The 22813-nt window shown below is 74.3% G+C and carries 16 protein-coding genes; 10 read left to right on the top strand and 6 right to left on the bottom strand.

From position 1 onward, the window contains the following. The first annotated feature begins 17 nt into the window (after positions 1–17). Positions 18–4220, top strand: coding sequence for a protein kinase domain-containing protein (locus WMF43_RS12860; RefSeq protein WP_437680185.1), 4203 nt, complete (start codon positions 18–20; stop codon positions 4218–4220). Positions 4221–4271: 51 nt separating this feature from the next. Here WMF43_RS12860 and WMF43_RS12855 read toward each other — a convergent pair whose 3' ends face one another. Further along, entirely contained in the window at positions 4272–7532 is a 3261-nt protein-coding gene (locus WMF43_RS12855; protein WP_437680183.1) for a PQQ-dependent sugar dehydrogenase, read from the bottom strand. A 382-nt stretch (positions 7533–7914) separates the two neighbouring features. On the opposite strand from WMF43_RS12855, the gene WMF43_RS12850 reads away from it, so the two are divergent. The 6 genes from WMF43_RS12850 (at position 7915) to WMF43_RS12825 (ending at position 14278) form a co-directional block, all read left to right on the top strand. Continuing rightward, positions 7915–8445 (top strand): hypothetical protein, encoded by a 531-nt coding sequence (locus WMF43_RS12850; RefSeq protein WP_437680182.1) that lies wholly within the window; start codon positions 7915–7917, stop codon positions 8443–8445. Beyond that, entirely contained in the window at positions 8426–8809 is a 384-nt protein-coding gene (locus WMF43_RS12845; RefSeq protein WP_437680180.1) for a hypothetical protein, read from the top strand. Before WMF43_RS12850 ends, WMF43_RS12845 begins: the two co-directional genes overlap by 20 nt. A 12-nt stretch (positions 8810–8821) precedes the next feature. Next, positions 8822–11302 carry a SpoIIE family protein phosphatase gene (locus WMF43_RS12840; protein ID WP_437680179.1) on the top strand — a complete coding sequence of 827 codons (2481 nt, stop codon included), beginning with the start codon at positions 8822–8824 and terminating at the stop codon, positions 11300–11302. A 202-nt stretch (positions 11303–11504) separates the two neighbouring features. Next, positions 11505–12566 carry an ABC transporter substrate-binding protein gene (locus WMF43_RS12835; protein WP_437680177.1) on the top strand — a complete coding sequence of 354 codons (1062 nt, stop codon included), beginning with the start codon at positions 11505–11507 and terminating at the stop codon, positions 12564–12566. 42 nt (positions 12567–12608) lie between these two features. After that, the gene (locus tag WMF43_RS12830; RefSeq protein ID WP_437680175.1) at positions 12609–13376 is read left to right on the top strand and encodes an ABC transporter permease; all 768 of its coding nucleotides are present in this window, start codon (positions 12609–12611) and stop codon (positions 13374–13376) included. Beyond that, the gene (locus WMF43_RS12825; protein WP_437683999.1) at positions 13373–14278 is read left to right on the top strand and encodes an ABC transporter ATP-binding protein; all 906 of its coding nucleotides are present in this window, start codon (positions 13373–13375) and stop codon (positions 14276–14278) included. Before WMF43_RS12830 ends, WMF43_RS12825 begins: the two co-directional genes overlap by 4 nt. On the opposite strand, the gene WMF43_RS12820 is transcribed toward WMF43_RS12825, so the two are convergent. The 5 genes from WMF43_RS12820 to WMF43_RS12800 all read right to left on the bottom strand — a co-directional run bounded on the left by WMF43_RS12820 (position 14279) and on the right by WMF43_RS12800 (position 19917). Continuing rightward, positions 14279–15352: a PAS domain-containing protein gene (locus WMF43_RS12820; protein WP_437680173.1), complete on the bottom strand. Its 1074-nt coding sequence runs from the start codon at positions 15350–15352 to the stop codon at positions 14279–14281. A 242-nt stretch (positions 15353–15594) separates the two neighbouring features. Beyond that, entirely contained in the window at positions 15595–16209 is a 615-nt protein-coding gene (locus WMF43_RS12815; protein WP_437680171.1) for a cysteine hydrolase family protein, read from the bottom strand. Positions 16210–16427: 218 nt separating this feature from the next. After that, the gene (locus tag WMF43_RS12810) at positions 16428–16835 is read right to left on the bottom strand and encodes a hypothetical protein (protein WP_437680169.1); all 408 of its coding nucleotides are present in this window, start codon (positions 16833–16835) and stop codon (positions 16428–16430) included. 152 nt (positions 16836–16987) lie between these two features. Continuing rightward, positions 16988–17665, bottom strand: a complete 678-nt coding sequence (locus WMF43_RS12805; RefSeq protein WP_437680167.1) for a hypothetical protein — start codon at positions 17663–17665, stop codon at positions 16988–16990. Between the two features lie 83 nt (positions 17666–17748). Next, on the bottom strand, positions 17749–19917 hold the full coding sequence (locus tag WMF43_RS12800) for a serine/threonine protein kinase (protein WP_437680165.1): 2169 nt from the start codon (positions 19915–19917) through the stop codon (positions 17749–17751). Between the two features lie 199 nt (positions 19918–20116). On the opposite strand from WMF43_RS12800, the gene WMF43_RS12795 reads away from it, so the two are divergent. The 3 genes from WMF43_RS12795 (at position 20117) to WMF43_RS12785 (ending at position 22787) form a co-directional block, all read left to right on the top strand. Continuing rightward, complete coding sequence (locus WMF43_RS12795) at positions 20117–21046, top strand: SIMPL domain-containing protein (protein ID WP_437680163.1); 930 nt, start codon at positions 20117–20119, stop codon at positions 21044–21046. Between the two features lie 118 nt (positions 21047–21164). Beyond that, positions 21165–21884: a hypothetical protein gene (locus tag WMF43_RS12790; protein ID WP_437680162.1), complete on the top strand. Its 720-nt coding sequence runs from the start codon at positions 21165–21167 to the stop codon at positions 21882–21884. 21 nt (positions 21885–21905) lie between these two features. Next, complete coding sequence (locus tag WMF43_RS12785; RefSeq protein ID WP_437680160.1) at positions 21906–22787, top strand: tRNA1(Val) (adenine(37)-N6)-methyltransferase; 882 nt, start codon at positions 21906–21908, stop codon at positions 22785–22787. The last annotated feature ends 26 nt before the right edge of the window (positions 22788–22813 follow it).

Here is a 22813-nt window from a genome sequence, read left to right as displayed (position 1 = left end):
GGTAACATCGGCCACCCATGGCGACGGGCCCATCCGAGGTCACCGAGGTTCTCGTGCCGCGCTGCCCCTCCTGTCATCGCCGACTCGCCGCCCTCGCCTCCTGCCCCGCGGACGGCGCTCAGGCGCCGCTCCGCGCGGCGTCGATCGATCTCGGCGCCGAGCCGCCGCCCTCGCTCGCGGGGTTCCACGTGGGCTTGCCGCTCGCGGCGGGCGCGTTCTCGCTCCTCTGGGAAGCGACGCGGCTCGACGACGGCGCCCGCGCGGTGCTCAAGGTCAGCAGGGCCCACTCGCTGCTCGCGCGCGAGCGCTTCCGCAGCGAGGCGTGGGCGCTCGAGCAGCTCGGCCCGCCGGTCTCGCCCCGCCTCCACCAGAACGGCGTGCTCGAGGACGGCCGCGCGTACATCGCGATGGAGCGGCTGGAAGGCGAGACCCTGGCGTCCCGGCTCGAGAGCCTGCCCGCCGCGCTGGACCTGCGCGCCGCCGTCGACGTCGCGCTCGCCGTGCTGCGCTGCCTCGAGGCGGTGCACGAGCGCGGGCTGATCCACCAGGACCTCGCGCCCGAGAACGTCTTCCTCGAGCCCGGGGGGGGCGTGCGGCTCCTCGATTTCGGCCTGTCGCAGCGCGTCCGCGGCGTGGCCTGCCACCCGGCGGACAGCGCGCTCGCCACGCTGGGCGCCCTGCTCGGGCGGCCGGAGCCCATGTCGCCCGAGCGGCTGCGCGGCGAGCCGGTCGACGAGCGCGCGGACCTCTACGCGTTCGGCGCGCTGCTCTTCGAGCTGCTCACGCTGCGCGCGCCGTTCGCGGGCGACCCGGCGAGCGTCGCGCAGGCGCACCTCCGCCGGCGGCCGCCCCGGCCGGGCGCGCTCGCCGCGGTCCCGCCGCCGATCGAGGAGCTCGTCCTCGCCTGCCTCGCCAAGGAGCGGGCGCTCCGGCCGCGCGACGCCGCCGCGCTGCGGGCCGCGCTCGCGTCGGCCGCGAGCGCGGCGCTCGCGCCGGCCGGCAGGGGCCCGGGCGGCGCCGCGGCGCGCGCGGACGACGCGGAGGAGACCGCGTCGAGCTCCGCGGACCGGCACGACACGGTGGTGCTCGCCCTCGAGGCCCGCGGCGCCGAGGCCGAGGTCCGCGCCGCCGTCGCCCGGCACGACGGGCACCTCGCCCGGCAGCGGGGCTACCGGTTCGTCGCGTACTTCCCCGGGCCGAAGGAGGCCGCCGCGGAGCGCGCGCTGCTCGCGGGCCGGGAGATCGTCGCGTCCGTCGGCGCGCCGCTCGCGATCCACGTCGCGCCGCTGAAGCTCCGCCGCGACGCCGAGGGCCTCCACGTCGCCGGGATGGCCGTGGAGCGGCCCGAGTCGTGGCTGCCCGCGGAGCCGTGGCGCGGGATCGCGCTCAGCGCCGAGCTCGTCACCGCCCACCCCGGCCTCGACGTCGCCGCGGCGAGCGAGGACGGCCGCTACTTCTTCGCGCCGGACGCGCCCTCGCCCGCGGGCGATCGCGACGCGGCGCGCGCCGCGCCGCTGCCGCTCGTCGGGCGCGGCGAGCCCCTGTCCGCCGTCGAGGAGAGCCGCGAGCGCGCGCTCGCCGGCCTCGGGCCCGGCCTCTGCCTGCTCACCGGCGAGCGCGGCGCCGGCAGGTCGCGGCTCGCCGAGGAGATCGCCGAGAGCAGCCGCCGGGCGCACCCGGGCGCGCTCGTCATCTCCCTGCGCGCCGAGCCGGAGATCGCCGCGCGCCCCGGCGGCCGCGCCGCGACGACCGCGGCCGCGCTGCTCGCCGAGGTGCTCAGGCCGGAATTGGACACTGACACCGGAATCTCCGGCGGTCCCGGTGACGCCGGCGAGCGCGGCGCCGGGGACGCGCCGCGGGATCCGCGCGCGCGCTGCATCGAGCGGCTCGGCCTGCCGCTCGGCGGCGAGGTGTGGCCCGCGGTGGCCGCGCTCCTCGGCTGGAGGGAGCCCTCGACCGATCGGCTCCGGGGGTGGGCGCACCGCGGCAGCGCGATCCGCGCGCTCGCCGAGGGTCTCCGCCGCCGGGCCATGGAGCGGCCCGTCGTCCTCGTGCTCGACGACGCGCACCTCGCCGACAACATCGCGCTCGACGCGCTCGAGCTCGCGACGCGGCGCGAGGCGCCGCTCCCGCTCTGGGTGCTGCTCACCGGCGGGCCGGAGCTCGCGGCGCGGCGCTACACGCTGGGCGCCCGGAGGACGGCGCGCGACCACATCGCGCTGCCGGCGCTCGACGACGCCGCCGGGCTGCTCCTCTGCGCCGAGCTCCTCCGGCCCGCGGAGCACCCGCCGAGCGCGGCGCTCCGCCGCATCTGCGCCTGGGCCGGCTACAGCCCGCGCGGCCTCGTGGAGCTCACCCGGGCGATCAAGCGCGCGGGCCTCGTGCGGCTGCGGGCGAGGTCGAGCAGCTGCCACCTCGCGACCGCCGAGCTCGAGAAGCTCCCCCCGTCGACCGCCTGGCAGTGGTTCGCGGCGCGGCAGCTCGAGGCGCTCCCGCCGGAGCTCGCCGCGTGCGCGAGGCTGTGCGCCGTGCTCGGCTTCGAGCTCTCGGAGGACGTGGCGGAGGGCGCGCAGCGCTCGCTCGAGCGCGAGGTGGCGCGCGGGGGCGAGCGCGAGGACTCGCGCAGGGAGGACGAGGGCGAGCGCGAGGGCGCCGCGGCCCCGCGCCTCGACGTCCCGAGCAGCCTGCGCGCGCTCGCCGCGCGGGGGATCCTCGTCCCGCGCGGCGCGCGCGAGGACGCGGCCCGCGGCCGGGCCCGGTACACGTTCCGGAGCGCGCTCTTGCAGGAGGCCATCTACGCGCTGCTCACGGAGGAGCAGCGCGCCGGGCTGCACCGGCACGCGCTCGCGGTCTGGGAGTCGCTGGCCGAGACGCGGCCGCGGGCGCCGGAGCTGCTCGAGCCCGTGGCGCGCCACGCGGCGGCCGCGGGGGCGCGCGCCCGCGCGGCGCACGCGTACCTGGTCCTCGGCGATCTCCAGCGGGACCGCCACAACAACGCCGTCGCGGACGGCCACTACTCGTCCGCGCTCCTCTGGGCCGACGGCGACGATCAGCGCCGGCGTTACCTCGCGCTGCTCGGCCGCGCGCGCGTGCGTTACCGCGTGCTGCGCACCGGCGAGGCGCTCGAGGATCTCCGCTCCGCGGGCGCGCTCGCGCGGACGATGCGCGACGGCCGGCTCATCGCGGAGGCGCTGCTCGAGGAGGCGACGGCGCTCGACTGGGCCGGCGCCTGGGAGGAGTCGGCGGCGCGCGTCGAGGAGGTGCTCCCGCTGCTCGACGCGCGCGACGGCGATGACGTCGCGCACGCCGCGCACGCCGCGCTCGCCGCGCGCTTCGAGGTGGCCGCCGGCCGGTCGGCCTTCCGCAAGGGCAACGTGGCCGACGCGCTCGAGCGGCTCGCGCGCGGCGCGGAGAGCGTGCGCGACGCCGACCACGACGCGCACGTGACGGCGCTCACGCTGCTGGCCTGCGCGCTCGCGCAATCGGGCCAGCTCGACGAGGCCGAGCAGCGCTTCGAGGAGGCGGTCCGCGCGTGCGAGGAGCGCGGCGATCGGGTCCACCTCTGCGCCGCGCTCGTCCGGCGCGCGGAGCTCTGGCCGGCCCTCGACGAGCCGGGCCGCGGGATCGCCGACCTCCGGCGCGCGGTGGCGCTCGCCCGCGAGGAGGCCAACGCCCGGGCGGAGCGCGAGGCGACGATCCGCCTCTCGGAGCTGCTCTACCTGTGGGGCCGCGAGGACGAGGCGCTGCCGCTCGTGCGGCAGGCGCGCGCGCTCGACGAGCAGCTCGCCGACCGCCCGGTCTACGACAGCGCGCTCCTGCTCGCGCGGATCCACGCGATGCGCGACGAGCACGTGGAGGCGAGCCGGCAGCTCCGGTGGCTGCGGGCGCAGGGCGCGGTCGCGGATCTGCCGCCCTACGCGCAGGCCCTGCTCGGCGCGATGCAGCTCGCCGTGAGGGACCCGCGCTACAGCCTGGAGAGCGCGCGCACGCGGGCGGCGCTGCGCGAGGAGGCGGAGCCGGCGGGCGACATCGGCGGCGGGCTCAGCGCGGACGAGCGGCTCGAGCTGCTCTACTGGCGCGCGCGCGCCCTCCTGGACGCCGGCCGCCACGAGGACGTGGCGCTGCTGCTCACGCGCGCCGCGCAGATGCTCGCCGAGAGCAGGGCCTGGCGGCCCCGCTTCGCCAAGCTCAGGGCCGGGTACGGGCAGCTCGCGGGGTGAGCTGCGGAGCGGCGGCGGGCTGGAGCGCCCGCCGCACCACGCGGCCGGGGCTCACCTCGCGTCGATGCGGAAGACCTCCCCGGTGATCATGATCACATAGAGCTCCCCGGCGGCGTCCTCGCCGAAGGAGGCCGCTGGCAGGCTCGACGCGAGGTCCGCCGTGATCTCCACGTGGTCGCGCACGGCCCCGCCGTCCCACCGCAACGTCCAGAAGCGGTGGGTCCCGTAGTCGCCGTAGACGTACCTCCCCTGGAGGCACGGGATCGCGGCGCCGCGGTAGACGTAGCCGCCCGTGATCGACCCGCCGGCGCCGGTCGCGTGGCTGTGCTCCACGGCGGGCGCGACGCCGACGCGCGTGCACCCGGCGGAGACGCAGTGGTCGCCCTCCATCGTCGGCCAGCCGTAGTTGCGCCGCCCGGCGCGGGCGGGCTCGATGTTGAGCTCCTCCCACGCGTTCTGCCCGACGTCGGCGATGTACAGGTCCCCCGTGCGCCGGTCGAAGCTGAAGCGCCACGGGTTGCGGAGGCCGTAGTCCCAGACGAGCGGGTTCACGCCGGCGCCGGACAGGTTGCCTGCCGGGCCGAGCCCGGTGTCCACGTCGATCCGCAGGATCTTGCCGAGGGGCGACGAGAGGTCCTTGGCCGGAGAGGTCGCGTAGGGCGTGGCCGCGGCGTCGCCGACGGAGGCGTAGAGGTAGCCGTCCGGCCCGAACGCGAGCGTGCCGCCCGCGTGGTTCCAGCCGCCGTGCCGCGCGTCGAGGAGCTTCCGCACCGGCAGGCTCCCCGGCGCCGTGTCGGCGACGTCGGGGTTCGAGGCGGAGCGGCGGAACTCGGCGATGGTGACGTTGCCCCTGGGCGCGGCCGTGTAGAACAGCCAGAAGCGCCCGTTCGACGCGTAGCCGGGGTGGAACGCCATCCCGAGCAGCCCGCCCTCCGCGAGCGCGCTGGGCGTGCACACGAGCGGGTTCGCGCTCTCCGGAGCCGCGGGCGGGCAGGACGTCCCGCCGCGGATGTCGAGGAACGGCGTGGCCTGGAGCACGCCGTTCTTGATGAGCCGGACGACGCCCGCCTTCTCGAGGACGAACTTCCTCGAGGTGTCCCCCGGCGGGCTCGTCAGGAAGAGCGGCATCTCCAGGCCGGAGGCGACCGGCGTGAGCTTCAGCCGAGGCACGCCGGAGCACGCCGCGCCTCCGCTGCCGCCGCCCGCGCCCGTGCCGGCGCTGGCGCTGGCGCCGCCCGTGCCGGCGCTGGCGCCGCCCGTGCCGGCGCTGGCGCCGCCCGTGCCGGCGCTGGCGCCGCCCGTGCCGGCGCTGGCGCTCGCGCTCACGCTGGCCGCGCCCGCACCCCCGCCGCTGCCCGTGACGCCGCCGCTGCCAGCGCTCGCGCCGCCGCCGCCGCTGCCGGTGGCGGACGGCCGTAAGCGCTCGATCCAGGCGCGGACCGCGGCGAGCCCCGCCGCGTCGGTGACCTCCGACGCGATCGGCGGCATCTGCGCCCGCGACCCGCGCTGCGCCATCCGGCGCACCACGGCGCTCGACTCGGGATCCCCCGCCGTGATCCGGTGGCGCACCCCGGATTCCCAGAAGCTCGGCGCCACGCCGACGCCGGTCGCGTACGTGTCCGTGCTCTCCACCGTGGTGTTCGCCGCGAGCAGGCGGGTCCGGAAGGTCGCGACCCCGGTGCTGTTGTGGCAGTTCCCGCAGTTCGCGTGGAGGTACCCGAGCGCGGCGGCCGCCGTGGCGTCGCCCGGCGGGTGGAACCCTCCGCGCAAGGGCACGCTGAGCCGCCCGGCGTCGCTCAGCGAGGCCATCGTCTCCCCCGGGCCGGCGTGGCTCAGCTGCAGCGCGCTGAAGCCGAGCACGCGCTCCGGGAGCTTGCCGTGGCACTCCCAGCAATGCTCCGTCCGCGGAATGTCGTGCCCCGTCCCGCGGGCGTCCTCGACGCCGTCCTCGACGAGGTACGCGTCGTCCCGCGACGGATCCCACGCATAGGCGGCGAACACCCAGTCGTCCGCTCCCGGCCCGAACCGGTGGATGAACCGCGTCTCGACGGTGACGCCGTCGGCGCGGAACTCCTTCCAGAAGCGCGTCCCCACCGGGAAAGACCAGTGATCCATGTCGCGCGTGTCGACGGTCTCGCAGCGGGGCAAGTACACGAACCGCCGCTTGGCCGCGCCGTCCGACCAGAGCTCGTACGCCGGCCGGAACTCCGCCGTGCCCGCGGCGCGCGAGCGGGTCGCGAGGTCGACGTAGAGCCCCGTCCCGGAGAGCCACGCGGGCGGCGTCGGATCCGGCGGGATCGCGCGCGGGTCGACGCACGGAGCGCCTCCCGCGCCCGACGTGCTCGCGCCGCCCGACGTGCTCGCGCCGCCCGACGTGCTCGCGCCGCCCGACGTGCTCGCGCCGCCCGACGTGCTCGCGCCGCCCGACGTGCTCGCGCCGCTCGCGCCGCTCGTCGCCGACGGCGACGCCCCGGCGCAGGGAGCGCACCGCGGGCCCCCGCAGTCGACGCCCGTCTCGGCGCCGTTCCTCGCGCCGTCCGAGCACGTCACGTAGCAGACATCGAGCCGCGGGCGCTCCGCCGCGGCGCCGATCTCGCTGCTCCTCAGGCCCGTGTTGCGCGCGGGCGCCTCGTCGAGGAGCACGCCGTGGTTCTCCGCGGCGCCGAGCGCCCACGCCTGCACGAGCGACGTCACGTCCGCCGATCGGGCGCCGACGCCGGCGTCGGCCGCGATCGTCGCCGCGCGCGCCGGCTCGTAGCCGGCCTCGCCGAGGCTCCGCCACGTGACCGAGCGCTCCTCCCACGGGACCGTGACGCGATGAACGCCAATCGCGCTGCCCTCGGCCTTGTACGTCTGGTGGAGCGTGAGCGTGGCAGAGACGACCGTCGCCCCGGCGGGCACGGGAGAGAGATCGAAACGCAGGATCGATCGGCGGACTCCCGCGCTGGGCACCGATCCTGTCCACAGGTTGGGAGAGTCAGAGTCGTTCCAGCTCGCAGCGTTTTGCCACAATGTCGCATCTCTCACCGTGCCGCCGGCGCCGCGCTGGATCGCGACGCAGACCACGCCGTCGCTCGCCAGCGCCGCGGAGGCCGTCCCGAGCGCGGGCGCGTCGCCCGCCTGGATCTCGCTGCCACCGCCGCTCCCGCCGGAACCGTGCCTGTCCGTCTCGGGGCCCGCGCTGCACCCGAACGTCGCCGCGGCGGCGCCGGCGAGGACGCCGCGCTTCACGAGCGGGTGCATGCGCGCGAGCGCCCCCGCGCGGTGAGGGCGGCGGCGCACGCGCCCGATCGCAAGGAACCGTCGTTTCATAAAGCACTCACCTCCTCGTGGGGTCCGCCGCCGGGCGCTGCCCGAGGCGTGATGTCGTTGATGCGCGGGAGGTGCATCGGCGGCCATGTCGTCGCCGCGTCGACACACCCCCCACGGATGGGGGATCGGCGGTCTTCTTATGAATCAACGAACGTGCCACCGGGCTCATGCTTGACGCGGCGCACCACAGCGCACGGGGTGGACAATGCTCCCCGCGCGCCCCGCAGATCCCACACGCCGCCCGGGCCGCGCTGCAAAACAAGCGACAGGGAGAACCGCGCGGATCGCGCCCGGCGCGTCGCCCTGTCACGAGCAGGGCTCGGGAGGCGGCTCGGACGATTCCGTTCGCAGTTGGATCCAGCGAGGGAACGGCGTAGAATAAATGATTGTGTCATCACCCGAACCAACGCAGAGCGCCTCGCTGTTCCTCTGCATCACCTTCTTTCCTAGCGAGCGCCTAGCGACGGCGGTGCTGCGGCTGGTATCCAGCTTCTGCGGCGCGGTGCTGGACGACGCGAACGTGAGCTCGCGGTTCTACATGGCCGCGCACGAGCTCGCCGAGAACATCACCAAGTACTCCACCGGCCCTCGCGTCAGCCTCGAGCTCGCGCTGGAGGAGGACGAGCAGTCGCACATCCTGAAGATCCGCGCCCGCAACGAGGCGTCCCCGGAGCGCCTGCGGGAGGTCGAGAAGCGGCTGCTCGATCTCAAGACCGCCATCGACCCGCAGAAGCATTACGACGAGCTCATCACCGAGACGGCGATGGTGGAGGGCGTCTCGGGCCTGGGCCTCGCGCGCGTCCGGGCCGAGGGAGGGCTCGACGTCGACTACAAGATCGAAGGGAACGAGCTGACGATCATCGCGCACGCGCCGCTCGAGCGATGGAGGACAGATGCGCAACCTAAGGGTTGAGCCCCTCGCCATGGAGAGCTTCGGCATCGAGCCGGTCCTCGACGGCAACATCCTCTGCGTCCGGCTCACGGGGACGGGCGACATGGCGGCGGCCGCGCCGCTCGGCAGCTTCTTCAGGGACGTCCAGGACGAGGTGAAGCGCCTCGCGCTCTCCGCCGTGGAGATCGACATACGCGCCCTCTACTTCCTGAACTCCAGCTGCCTCAAGGCGTTCATCTCCTTCATCTGCAACGTCGGCGGCCAGGGCGCGAAGTGCGAGGTGAGGTTCGTCACCGACGCGCGGCTCGGCTGGCAGCGGCGGAGCCTCGCGGCCCTAGAGCGGATGTCCCCGAGCCTGGTCTCGATCGTCGAGAAGATGAAGTAAACTCGACAGGCCATGACGGGAAAGCGGCCCACGATCGCCCTCCTGACCGACTACCTGTCCGGCGAGTACCAGTCCGAGGTGTGCTTCGGCGTCGAGCGCGCGGCCAGGCTGCATGACGTCAACCTCGTGGTCGCCTTCGGAGAGACGCACGCCCGCCCGGGGTACTCCCTGGTCGTCTCGAACAGCATCTACCCGCTGATCGGCGTGCAGACGGCCGACGCCGTCGTGGTCGTCTCGTCGGCGCTCACGAACCACCTCGGCATCGAGGGCACCTACGCGTTCTGCCGGTCCTACGCGGCCCTGCCCATGTGCAGCGTGGGGCTCGCGATGGACGGCATCCCGAGCGTCATCGTCGACAACACGCGCGGCGCGGAGACGGCCGTCGCGCACATGGTCGACGACCACGCCTGCCGGCGCGTCGCGTACATCAGCGGGCCCGCCAACAACGAAGAGGCGAAGCTGCGCGCCGGCGCGTACAGGAGGGCGCTCGAGGCGCGCGCGCTGCCCTATGACGAGCGCCTCTTCGTGTTCGGCGACTTCATGCCCGACGGCGGCCGCCGCGCCATGCGCGAGCTGCTCGCGCGCAGGGTCGAGTTCGACGCCGTCGTCGCCGGCAACGACAACATGGCCCTCGGCGCGATGGACACGCTGAAGGCGCACGGCATCGACGTCCCGGGCGACGTCCTCGTGTGCGGGTTCGACGACGTCGCCGTGTCGCGTGTGACGAGGCCGTCCCTGACGACCGTCCGCCAGCCGATCAAGGAGCTCGGCGCGCTCGCCGTCGAGACGGTCCTGCGCCTCATGCGCGGCGAGCCCGTCCCGGAGTGCAACCTCCTCTCGGTGGAGCTCACGCGCCGCGAGTCGTGCGGCTGCGGCTACTACGCGGCCCTGCCGCGCGCCGCCGAGGCGGGCTCGTCCCCCGGGCGGCTCCCGGTCGCCGAGCAGCGGGAGGAGCTGGAGCGCGCGCTCGCGCGGGCGGTGACGGCCTCGGCCGACTCGCTGAAGGGCTGGCCCCGGGCGCTGCTCCTCGCCCTCGAGGAGGATCTCGCCGGGCGCGAGGGCGCCTTCGTGCAGGCGCTCCGGGCGCTGCTCGACGCGGCGGGGCGCGAGGGCGTCGCCCTCGATCAGTTCCAGCGCGCGATCACGCTGCTCCGCGCGCGGGTCCGCCCGGCGCCCGGCGGCGCCCCGGACCGCGACCTCGAGCGGCTCTGGCACACGTCCCGCGTCCTCATCGGCCACGCCTCCGTGCGCGCCGAGGGCGAGAAGCGGCTCTACCTGGAGCTCGCGTCGGTCAACCTCAGCTGGACGGGCATGTGCTTCTCGACCGCCCTGAGCCTGCCCGCCCTCCGGCGCACGCTCGCGGCGGAGCTGCCCCGGCTGGATCTCACGCACGTCTCGGTGTCGCTCTACGACGACCCCCAGCGCGCCGCCCTGAAGTCCCTCTTCCTGATGGAGAACAGCCGCGAGGTGGAGCCGCCGCCCGCGAGCTTCCCGTCGTGGCGCCTCGCCCCGCCCGGCTTCCTGAGCTCCGCGGACCGCTTCAGCGTCGTCGCGATGCCGCTCGCGTTCGGCGAGGCGGAGCACTTCGGCGTCGCGGTGGTCAACAGCGGCGCCAACGAGGTGGTCTACGACGCGGTGCGCCTCCAGATCGGCTCCGCGATGAAGGCCGTGGCGATGCACCGGGAGATCGTGCGGCAGGTGGAGATCCGGGAGCGGCTCGAGCAGGAGCGGGTCCAGCAGGAGAGCCGCGTCGCCGAGCACATCCAGACCGCGCTCGCGCCGGTCGAGCTCGCGATCGACGGGCTCGAGCTCGCCGCGTACATGAGGCCGACCGCCGACGTCGGGGGCGACTACTACGACGTGATCGCGACGCCCCAGGGCGGCTGGCTCGGGATCGGCGACGTCGCGGGGCACGGCCTCGCGGCGGGGCTCGTCATGCTGATGATCCAGAGCATGGTCGCGGCGATGACGCGCCGGGACCCGACCGCGAGCCCGTCCAGCATCGTCTCGGCGCTCAACCGGGCGATCCACGAGAACATCCGCGCGCGCCTGCGGCGGGACGAGCACGCGACCCTGCTCCTGCTCCGCTACGAGCGCGGCGGGCGCGTGACGTTCGCCGGCGCGCACGACGACATGATCGTGTGCCGCGCGAGCACCCAGCGCTGCACGTGCATCCCGAGCACCGGCGTCTGGGTCGGCGTCCTGCCCTCGATCGACGCGCTGACGCCGGACGCCGAGCTCGAGCTCGAGGAGGGGGACCTCCTCGTGCTCTACAGCGACGGGATCACGGAGGCCCGCGACGCCCACCAGGAGCAGTTCGGGCTCGAGCGGCTCTGCGCCGCCATCGAGGCGGCCCAGGGCGCGCCCGTCGACGCCATCCGCGACCGGATCCTGCGGGAGGTCGAGGGCTGGTGTCCGAGCCCGGACGACGACATCACGCTCGTCGTGGCGAGGTATCGCGCGCCCGCCGCGAGCGCGCCTGCGCCCGCGTGATCGCCGCGCCCCCCGTCGCCGCACGCCGCGCCGCCCGTCAGCCGCCCACGCGCGGCCCCCGTCAGCCGCCCACGCGCGGCCATCGACGAGAGGAACGTCTTGCAGTTCACATCCTGGCGGCGTTAGGCTGCATGGGTTCGGGATGTGGCCAGAGGTCCCCGTCCCCCTCAGGATGCGCGCGAGCCCCTTTCAGGTCCTCACCATGTCCCACGTGCCTCGTCTGGCGGGGGCGGCCCTGCTCGCTGCGGGCTGCGCGCTCCTGGGATGTCGCTCGACCCCCCAGGGCGGCGGGTCCGCGTCGAGCGGCGGCCCCCAGGGCTCGGCGGAGGCCGTGCCGGCGCGGGCCGCGGCGGAGCCGCTCAAGATCGCGTTCAATACCTGGCTCGGCTACTCCCCGCTCGTCATCGCGAAGGAGAAGGGGTTCCTCAAGGAGGCGGGGATCGACGTCGAGATCTCGATCCTCGAGAGCATGGGCGAGAAGAACGCGGCGCTCCTCAGGGGCGCGATCGACGGCGTGGGGCACACCGCCGACTCGACGGTGACGAGCGCGGCCGCGGGCGTCGACGGGCAGATCGTCTACGTCTTCGACCTGTCGCACGGGGCCGACGGCGTCCTCGCTCAGCGGTCGATCAAGGGCATCGCCGATTTCAAAGGGAAGAAGGTGGCGCTCGAGCCGGGCTTCACCGGCCACTTCTTCTTCCTGTCGCTGCTCGCCGAGGCGGGCCTCACGCCGGCCGACGTGACCGTCGTCCCCATGGACACGGGCAGCGCGGGCGGCGCGTTCGTCGCGGGCAAGGTCGAAGCCGCGGTGACGTGGGAGCCGTGGATCGGAAAGACCAAGTCGATGCCGAACGCCCACGTCGTCGTGACGAGCGCCGATAAGCCCGGCCTCATCGTGGACGTGCTGTACATGAACCGCGCCGCGGTGCAGAGGCGCCCGGACGACATCCAGGCGATGATCCGGGCCATGGGGCGCGCGACGGACTGGTACGCCGCCCACGCCGCGGAGGGGGACGAGCTGATCGCCCGCTTCTGGAAGCTGCCTTTGCCGGAGGAGAAGGAGACCGTCGCCGGCATCCGGTTCATGTCCCTGCCGCGCAACGCCGAGCTCTTCGGGACGGCGGCCGCGCCGGGGCAGCTGCTCGACACCGTGCGGCGGGCGAACGAGCTCTGGCTCAAGGCGGGCATCACGCAGAAGCCTGTCGACGCGGCCTCCCTGGTCGACTTCGTCTCGGTGAACAAGGCCGCGAGCGGCAAGCCCTAGCCCCTCGCGGCCGGCCGGAGACCAGCGCGGGCGCGCCATCGCATGAAGCTCTATCGGGACATCCACCGACGGGCGTACGCGGCGCTCGCCGTGCTCTCGTTCTCGCTCTTCCTCGCGGTGTGGACGCTGCTCTCGCGGAGCATGGAGTCCGCCGCGGTCTTCCTCCCCTCGCCGCTCGACGTGCTCTCGGCGGGCGCGGCGCTCTTCCGGGAGCGCGACTTCCTGAGCGACATCCTCGCGAGCGTCTACCGGGTGACCGTGGGGTTCGCGGCGGCCGCCGCCGTGGCGATCCCGGTCGGGCTGCTCGCGGGCACGATGAAGCCGGTGGACGCGCTCGTCCAGCCGTTCAACGACTTCCTCCGGTACCTGCCGGTCGCGTCCCTGATACCGCTCAGCATCCTCTGGGTGGGTATCGGCGACGCCCAGAAGATCGGGATCATCTTCGTCGGCACCGTCTTCCAGCTCGTCCCCCTCGTCGCCGACACCGCGGCGCGCGTGCCGAAGCACCTCGTCGAGCTCGGGTACACGATGGGCGCGAGCTCGCGGCACGTGCTCCTGCGCGTGGTGCTGCCGTGGTGCTTGCCGACGCTGTACGACCATTGCCGCGTGGCGCTCGGGTGGGCCTGGTCGTACCTCGTCGTCGCCGAGCTCGTCGCGGCGACGTCCGGGCTCGGCCACGTGATCATCCAGTCGCAGCGCTTCATCCAGACAGGCAACGTCATGGCCTCGATCCTCGTCATCGGGCTGCTCGGGCTGCTCTTCGATCAGCTCTTCAAGCTCCCCCGGCGGAGGCTCTTTCCGTGGCTATGAAGCCCAGCGACCCCCCGCGGGCGACCGGCAAGCCGCTCGTCCTGCGCGCCCTCTCCAAGACGTTCCCGGGAGGGATGCGCGTGCTCAGCGATCTCGGCCTCAGCGTCGGGCCGGGGGAGATCGTCGTGTTCCTCGGGCCCTCGGGCTGCGGCAAGACGACGTGCCTCCGCATCATCGCCGGGCTCGAGCAGCCCGACCCGCGCCCCGAGACCGAGCTGCTCCTCGGCGACCGCCCGATCCGCGGCCCCGGGCCCGATCGCGGGTTCGTGTTCCAGTCGTACTCCTCGTTCCCCTGGCTGACCGTGAGGGAGAACGTCCTGTTCGGCCTCCAGTACTGCCTGCCCACCCGGGCGGAGCGCGAGCGCAGGGCGGCGGCGTACCTCGATCTGGTCGGCCTGACGGCGCTCGCGTCGGCGTACCCGCGCGACCTCTCCGGCGGGCAGCAGCAGCGGGTCGCCATCGCCCGCACCCTGGCGACGCGGCCGAGCCTCCTGCTCATGGACGAGCCCTACGCGGCGCTCGACGCCCAGAACCGCGAGGCGCAGCAGGCCGAGCTCCTGCGCATCTGGCGCGAGAGCAGGCCGACCATCCTCTTCGTGACGCACGACATCCCCGAGGCCGTGTTCCTCGCCCACCGCGTCGTGATCTTCGGGGAGCGGCCGTCCGGGATCATCGCCGAGGTGCGCACCGAGCAGGAGCTCGAGCAGAAGATCGCGCGCGACGCGCTCCGCCGCGCGGCGGCCGGCGATCGCGGCCGCGAGGACGCGCTCTCTGCCCTTCTCGGGCGGCCGCTCGACGAGGTGACCTTCGAGCAGCGGGGCCCGTGGATCCGGGAGCAGCCGGAGTTCTACGAGCTGACGGCGCGCCTCAAGTCGCTGCTGCCGCCGGTGCGCGGCGGCTGATCAGAGCGGCGGGGGGCGCCCGGTGCGCCCCGGGCGCCCGGCGACCGCCGCGGCAGCCCGCCGCGGCAGGGCGCCGCGCTGCCGCCGCGCGAGCGCGTGGCGCACGCCGGCCCGCAGGTCGCGGAGCAGGATGAGCTCGTCGAGGCCGGCGTCGGCCTGCACGAGCGACCGGGCCGTCGCCGGGGAGATGCCGACGAGGATGCACTGCGCGCCGAGCAGGCGCACGGCGTGGGCCGCGCGCAGCAGGTGGCACGTGACCGCGCCGTCGACGACCGGCACGCCGGTGAGGTCGACGATCACGAAGTCCGCGCCGTGGCGCTCGACGCCGTCGAGCAGCACCTCCATGATCTGGTCGCTCCGCGCCGCGTCGATGTGGCCCACGATCGGCAGGACGAGGATGCCGTCGTCGATCGGCAGGACCGGCGTCGACAGCGCGGAGATCGTGTCGAGGAGCCGCTCGCGCGTCGCGCGCAGCTCGGCCTCGGCGCGGCGCAGGGCCTCCTCGGCGAGCTTCCGGGCGGTCACGTCGATCACGATGCCCACCATCCCCGCGACGCGGCCGCTCGAGTCGCGGTAGGGCACGTCGTTCTCCAGGGACCAGCCGTCGGACCCGTCCGCGAGCTTCCAGCGGAGCTCCACGTTCAGCTTGGGCTGCCCGCTCGCCATCACGGCCTCGTCGTTGTCGTGGTAGGTCCGCGCCGTCTCCGGGACGAACAGCTCCTCGTCGCGTTTGCCGAGGATCTGCTCGACGGGGATGCGGTGGTAATCGGAATAGGCCTTGTTGACCAGGATGTAGCGGTGATCTCGGTCCTTGAAGAAGACCATCGCCGGGAGCGCGTCGAGCAGCGCGGCCTGCTCGGCGGCCTTCAGCGCGAGGGCGTCGAACAGCTCCTCCGGCGCCGCGGGGAGCGCTCGCCCGAGCGCCGCGCCCGAGCGGTGCGTCTCGGGCAGCTGCTGCTCCAGCTCCGCGACGCGCCTGCGCAGCGCGACGACCTGCTCCGAGAGCGGGGCGCCGCCGTCCTCCTCGGGTCGCTGTCCGTTGTACGACGGGTCGGCTGGCCAGATGTGTTGCATATCCGCCTTGCGTGACAGGGGACGTCCACGCGGCTCGCGCCGCGGACGGCGAGCCCCGCGCGACGCGCGCGCACGGGCTCACCCCACGTGCGCCCGAGCGCCCCTTGCCGAGCTCATGTAAGGGTACTCACCTTCTGTTTCTGATCTGTTTCGTTTCCGAGAAAATCAGCAGGGGCGGCCTGCCCGCTCGCCCGCTCGCCGCGAGGGCGCAGGGCGGGAGGCGCGCCTGCCTCGCGGCCGGCTCACCGCGAGCGCCGCTCCCAGAGCTGCGTCACCTCGGCGCTGCTGGTGATGTACGCGAACACGTCGCCGAGGCAGAGGAGCGCGGCGTCGCGGTGCGCGGCGGTGCTGCCGGCGGTCGCGTCGACCGGCAGGAGGACGCGGTAATCGAGGTTCCTGGCGGTGAAGACGGTGCTCATCACGCACACGTTGGTGGAGACGCCGCAGCAAACGAGGTTCTCGATCCGCTTGCAGCGCAGGAGGAGGTCGAGATCGGTGCTGAGGAAGCAGTCGTATCGCCGCTTCGCCACGATGCGGTAGTCGCTCGCCTCGACCGAAAGCCCCTCGGCGAGCTCGCACCCCCGCGTCCCCTCGTGGCAGTGCAGGGGGTCGAACTCCAGCTCGATGCCGTAGTCGCTGCGATCCGGCCTGTGCATCTCCTGGGTGAAGACGATCGGCAACTCGTACCGCCTCGCCCACCCGATGAGCCGGTTGATGACCGGGATGAGCGCGCGCCCACCCGGCGTCTCCCCCGGGGCCCCCTCGTCCACGAAGTCCCGCTCCATGTCGATCACGAGCAGGGCGGTGTTCGCCGGCGCGATCTTCTCGACCGGCAAGGGACGGACGCGTGGTGTCATCGCCGACGCGCGACGCACGACGTCGCCCAATTGCGCACCAATTCGCACATCATGACACCTCCGCGCACTCCGTTCCTTCGGGTCAAAAGGGCCGCAACGTATTGAAATGCAAGGCCTCCCGGCAAGTCAATTTCGTCTGCGACAGAAGATTCCCCGAGGCAGCCCTCTTGCGCGCTGCCCGGCCCCCAGGCCGCCGGCCGCGGAGGCCGTGCGTGGGCTCAGCGGCTGCCCGGCGGCGCGTCGGCGAGGTAGGCGAGCAGCGCGCCCTCGTCGTGGCTGATCATGCGGTCGATCCCGTCCTCGCGGACGTGGCGGAGCAGCTGCAGCGCCCCGATTTGGGAAGACACGAGGAGGGCGACGCGCCGGAAGCCGCGCATCACGACGGGCCGCATCCGGAGCATCGCCGCCTCGTACGCCGGCTCATTGCGACCGGGGGACGCGCGGACATCCACGAGCAGGGACAGCTCCCTGCGGTCGCGCTGGACCAGCGCGCGGCTCACCTCGAGCCACTTCTCCTCGAGCTCCTCAGGGGACCGGAACGGCTCCGTCGTCCGCGTGATCCTCGCGAGCTTCGCCGCAGCGTCCACGGTCACCGTGAAATGATCGTTGCGCAGCAGCTCGAGCATGGGATTCCCCCCATTGTGACCCATCTCGCCGAGCGGCGCCTCGATGTGAGGCGTTACGGCCTCTGGATCACGCCGGCAGAACCGCCGAATCGCGCTGGACGTATCTTTGGGGACAGCTGAAGAGCTGATGAGTCCGGCCGCGCCGGATCTCCTCACGTCGCGTCGGATCTCCTCGGATCACCGCCCGTCGAGGCGGCGCCCGGGCGCGCGGCCGCCTGCGCCTCGGCGATGGTGCTGTGGACCGCGGCGGTGAAGCGCGGCGGGAACAGCTCGGGATCGGCGAGCCACGACGCCAGGCTGGTGACCGCGCTGCGGAACCCGGCGCGCTCGTCCGCCACGGCCGCCGCGATCAGCCGCCCGGTGCCGAAGGCGAGCCACGTCGGCGGCAGCCCGGCCTCGCGCACGAACGACCGGGCCAGCGCCCCGCACGCCGCGTCGGGCAGGTGCACGCGCCGGAGCTCGCGCAGCAGCCCGGCGGCCTCCAGGAGGCGGCCGTAGCTCGCGGCGCGCCTCGGCACCTCGCGGCACAACATCCGGTGGAGCACCCGGAGGTGCTGCTCGAGCAGCAGGCTCGGCATGCCGCGGTTCGAGAGGAGGCCCGCCATCCACCGGATCTGGCGGTCGACGACGGGGCGCGTGTGGTCGGCGAGCGTCACGAGGAAGGCGCTGTCGCTCTTCGTGAAGCGCCGGCCGCGCTCGCCGTAGCGAAAGCCGTAATAGGGCGTCAGCGCCAGGGAGAGCTCGCCGGCGCGCAGGGCGGCCGCGATCTCGCGCGGATCGTCGGGGACCGGGGTCGCGCCGGCTTCGGGGTTGAGGGGGTGTCCGGGCATCGGAGCAGGGAGCCTGGAGCGTGCGGCGCCGTCGGACCAGCGACCGAGCGGCGGCGTTCAGCAGGGAGAACCAGCCGAGCGCGTCAGCCGGTGACGCGCCCCTCGATGATCCCCCCGTCCGCGGTGATGGCGACGACCACCTCCGAGTCGACGAACAGCGACACGACCGGGCCGACCCACGCGTCGTTCTCCCAGACGCACTCCCACGTCCCCGCCATCGGCGGAATGCCGCCGCGCCGCACCCAGATGCGCCCCGCGCTGCCCGCCCAGGCGCGGCCCTCCGCGTCGAGCGTCGCCGCCGAGAGCGCGCGCCGCGGCTCGATCGTCTCTGTGAAGACGCTCTGCCCGTAGCGCCACACGACGCTCCCCTCGGCGCCCACCGCGATGCCCACCCCGAGGTCCGGCCGCCCGGCGCACGCCACGAACGCCCGCGCCGGCGGCGCCGGGATGCGCTCGATGTGCCAGTCGAGCGGGGCGTAGAGCGCGACCAGCCCCTCGCCCGTCGTCGACCGGCCGACGAGCAGCCACCGCTCGTCCTCGACCCGCGCCACCGCGGTGAGGAACGCGACGCCCTCGGCCGGCATCGGCCGCAGCCAGCGCTTGGCGATGAACGCGTGGAGGAGCGGCCGCGGATCGCTCGGCATCGTCGAGACGAGGATGCCCATGTCCTCGAGGTCGCCGCTCAGCGCGAGGTGGCACTGCGGCTCTCCCGGCAGCTGGAACACGCCCGTCACGCCGCCCGTCGTGTAGACCGCGAGCGTCGAGGCGTCGCCGCCGAGCAGCCAGCGGCCGGGGCCGATCCGGTGCACGAAGCGCACGCCCTGCGGGCTCGGCAGGCCGCCGGACGACGCCTCGCTCCAGCTCGTCCCGTTCCAGAAGAGCAGCCCGCCCGTCGCCGCCGCGAGGCACCGGCCGTAGCCGTCCCAGGCCACGCTCCGGAGGATCGCGTCGAGGTTCGGGTGGTGCAGCACGCTCCACGTCCAGCGCTCGACGACCGACACCCGCGCCGGCGCCTCCTTGAGCGCGCGCGGCTGCGCGCTGATGAGCTCGGCCTCGATCGCGCGGTCCGGGCTCGGCCGGTCCGCGACCTTGGCCTGGCGCGGCGAGAGCATCGTCTTGCCGAGCTCGCCCGTGAGCTGCACCGCGACCGGGTGCGCGGACGTGGACGGGATCGTCATCGGGCCCACCTCGTCGGGGGTCCGCGTGCGCTGCTCGCCCGCGCTCGCGACGAGCCGCTGCTCCAGCGCGGAGACCGGCGACGCGGGGCGGAGGTAGGGCGAGAGCATCGCGGCCACGGCGACGGACTCCTGGAGGCGCTCCGCCGCGTCGCCCGCCGACGCCCAGCGGAGCGCGAAGTCGATCGACTTGCAGGCCTGGTCGTTGCCGCGCAGCGCGGGGTGGAGCCACCGCGTCTCGAGGATGCTCCGGCGCGTGCGCGCCATCGCGGCCATGAGCGACTGCGCCTGCGTCTCCGCGACGATGTACTGCTCGCCCGTGAGCACGAAGAAGATGACGGAGGCGAGGTTGAAGATGTCGGTCCACGGGCCGATCGTGCTCGGATCCGCCGAGAGCATCTCCGGCGGCGCGACCCCGCTGCCCCCGACGACGCCGGCCATGATCGTCTCGCGGATGCCCTTCGGCCGCGCCAGGCCGAAGTCGCTGATCTTGAAGAGCTCCTCGTCGCCGGAGCCGCAGCACAGGATGCTCTCCGGGTTGAGCTGCCGGTGGATGACGCCGACGTCGTGCACGGCCGAGAGCCCGCTCGAGATGCACTCGATCGCGCGCGTCGCCCGCGCCGGGTCGAAGGCGTAGCCGGTGGCCTGGATGGTCCCCTGCACGCGCTGGCGGAGCGTCACGCCCTGGACGCCCCCGTGCACGTACTCGATCGTGATCCACGGCAGGTCGAGGGTCTTGTTGCCGCGGCGCACCGCGAAGGTGCCGGTGTCGATGAGCCGGACCACGAACGGCGTCGGGGGGACCTGCTCGTTGAGGCGGCCGAGGGACACCGCCTCCTTCTTCACGATGACCGCCGCCGACGGGCCCAGCTGCCGGAAGAGCGACGGCCGGAGGATCTTGACCACGACGGGCGTCTCGCCCTCGGGCGCGGTGCGGACGGCGTAGTACGAGACGAACATCGTCCCGGCCCCGGCGCGCGACACGATGCGGTAGCCGATGTTCCCCGAGAGATCGCTGCCGATCGTCGCCCCCTGCAGACCTGCGAGGGCCTCCTCGTCGCTGGGTATCGTGAGCACGTAAACGACCATAGCGCACCCGGCGCGCCGTGGAACAACTTGACGAGGGGGAGCAAGGCCCTGCCCCCGAGGGGTCGCCGCGCGCGGGGGCGGCGGGAGCGCGCCGGTGGGAGCACGCCGGGAGCGGCCCGCCGGCGCTCCCGCGCGCGCGCGGCGTGGCGCGCTGTAAGGCGGGCCCGGCGCCGCGCGTTGCACGGGCATGAAGAACCAGAGCTCCCTGTCGCGCCGGCTGTACCTCGCCGGCGTCTTGCTGTCGGCCGCGCCCCTGCTCGCCGCCTGCGCGCCCCCGGCGGCGCCCCAGGTCGTCGACCCGGCGGCCCAGTCGATCACGGTCGTCGGCCACGGCGAGGTCAGCGCGAGGCCCGACATCGCCCGCGCTCAGCTCGGCATCGAGGTCATCGCGCCCACGGTCGATGACGCGACGAAGGCGTCCGCCGCGCGCATGGCCGAGATCCTCGCGGCGCTCAGGAAGGTCGGCCTCGCCGACAAGGACATCCAGACCAGCAACTACTCGATCCAGCTCGAGCGGCAGCACGAGCCGCCGATGCCCTATGCGTACCCCCAGCCCGCGCCGGCGGCGGCGAGCGCGCCGGCGGCCCCTGCGGCCCCCGCGGCGCCGGCCGCCCCCGCCCCGGCGACGCGCGGGTCGAAGCCGCTGCCGGCCCCGGCCCCCGCGCCGAAGGCGTCGCCTCCGCTCGCGCCGGCCCAGCCGCCTCCGCCCGCGCACGTCTACCGGGTGAGCAACACGGTGAACGTCACGATCCGCAACCTCGATCTGGTCGGCCCGGTGCTCGACGCCGCCGTGGCCGCCGGGGCGAACAACGTGTGGGGCGTCTCGTTCGGCCTGGACAAGACCGACCCGCTCGAGGCCCAGGCGCGGGAGAAGGCGATCGCGGACGCGCGGCTGCGCGCCGAGGCGCTCGCGCGGCTGCAGGGCGTCGGGCTCGGGCGCGTCGTGGCGATCAGCGAGATCGTGGACGGCGGCCCGCCGGTCTATGCGATGAGGGCCGTCGCGATGGCCAAGGACGGGGGCGGCGGCACGCCCATCTCCCCCGGCGAGGTGCAGTTCACCACGCAGGTGAAGGTCATTTACGCGCTGGAGGGCGCGCCGGCGGCGTCGCGCAAGTGACCGGGCGGGCGGAGGGCTCCATCCCTCTGCCGTCTCTCTGCCTTCCCTGGCACGCGCCGCGCCCGAGCGGGTAGAGTCGCAGCGCAGCGCTCAGCCCTCACCACGCACCGCGCCGACCATGCCCACCCCGACCTCCCCGCTCCTCCGCCGCGCGGCGCGCTCCCGCCTCGCCGCCGCGCTCGCTCGCTCGCTCGCCGTCGCGGCGCTCGCCGCGCCGGCCGCAGGCTGCCTGGTCCTCTCGGCGCCCGAGTACGAGGAGCCGGCGCAGACGGCGCCGGCGCTCATGGCGACGTCCCCCGACGTCTTCAGGCCCATCTACATCACGGAGCTCATCAAGAGCCAGGAGATCATCGATTTCGGCGCGACGGTGCTGTCCGAGGACAACGGCGCTCCCGTGCAGGTCTACCTCTACATCGATTACGGGAAGAGGACGCGGGCGAACCGGCCGTTCCGGCGCAGCTCCAACGCGAAGCTGGTCTCCGCGGGGACGATCGCCGAGGGCAAGCGCTCCTTCCAGGCCAGCTGGTTCTACGAGCCCCTCCCGGACGCGGGCGAGTGGCAGACGGCGGCCGACAAGTGCCACACCATCACGATGATGGCGTCGCACGAATTCAACCCGTGCGACTGCCCGAGGTCCCCCCGCGACATGGGCTGGCTCACCTGGCAGCTCATCGACTGCGACCCGAACGCGGTCCGCGACCCGAACGATACGGAAGATCTGGGCTGCCCGACGTCCTGTCCGGCGCTGGAATGCGAGCCGGGGACCGCCGACGAGCCCTCGAATTGCCTCTGGTGCGAGGATCCCCTGATGCACCAGGAGGACTGCGAGCCCGAGTGACGGCGTGGTACATGGGGCCCGATGATCGCTCCCCCTGACGTCCAGCCCTCGATCTCGCCGCGCGGCGGGCTCGTCCGGCCCGCGCGCCGCCCGCCCGGGTGGGTGGCCCCGGGGCCGCGCCCCGTGACGCCGGATCGGCCGGAGGTCTGGCCTGGCCCCGGCGAGGACCTCTGCCATCTCTCGGGCGATTTCCGCATCCTGCAGCGGCTCGACGGCCACCGCTGGTCGGCCGACGACCTCGTGACGGCCTGGTTCGCGGCGGAGCAGGTGAAGGGCGCGCCCCCGCGCCGCGTGGTGGATCTCGGGTGCGGGATCGGCACCGTGCTCCTGTTCACCGCCTGGCGGTTCCCCGAGGCGCGCTGCGCGGGCGTGGAGGCGCAGGAGGTGAGCGCGGCGATGGCGCGGCGCTCGGTCGCCTGGAACGGCGTGGACGGGCGCTGCGAGGTCCGCTGGGGCGACCTGCGCGATCCGGCGGCGCTCGAGGGGCTCGGGCCGGCGGAGCTCGTGACGGGGACGCCGCCGTACCTGCCGGTCGGGACGGGCATCGAGTCCGATCGGGTGCAGTGCGGCCCGTGCCGCTTCGAGCACCGGGGCGGCGTGGAGGACTACTGCCTCGCGGCGGCGCGGCTGCTCGCGCCCGGCGCGCCGTTCGTGGCCTGCGCGGCGGCGCGGCAGCGGGGGCGGGTCGAGGCGGCGGCGGCGGCCGCGGGCCTCGCGCTCGAGGCGTGGCGCGATGTCGTCCCGAAGGAGGGCAAGGCGGCGCTGTTCTCGGTCTACGCCCTGCGCCGCGCGGGCGAGGCGGCGGGGCGCGGCGACGAGCCGCCGCTCGTGCTGCGCGGCCGCGGCGGACGTTTCACCGAGGAGTTCGACGCGCTCCGCCGGACCATGGGAATGCCGGTGTAACCGCGGTTCGGCGCACTACGGAGCTC

Origin of the sequence: Sorangium sp. So ce131 (assembly GCF_051519095.1) — a bacterium.
Classification (GTDB): Bacteria; Myxococcota_A; Polyangia; order Polyangiales; family Polyangiaceae; genus Sorangium.
The sequence above is the reverse complement of the archived record's forward strand: the minus strand, read 5'-3'. Positions and strand labels throughout refer to the sequence as shown.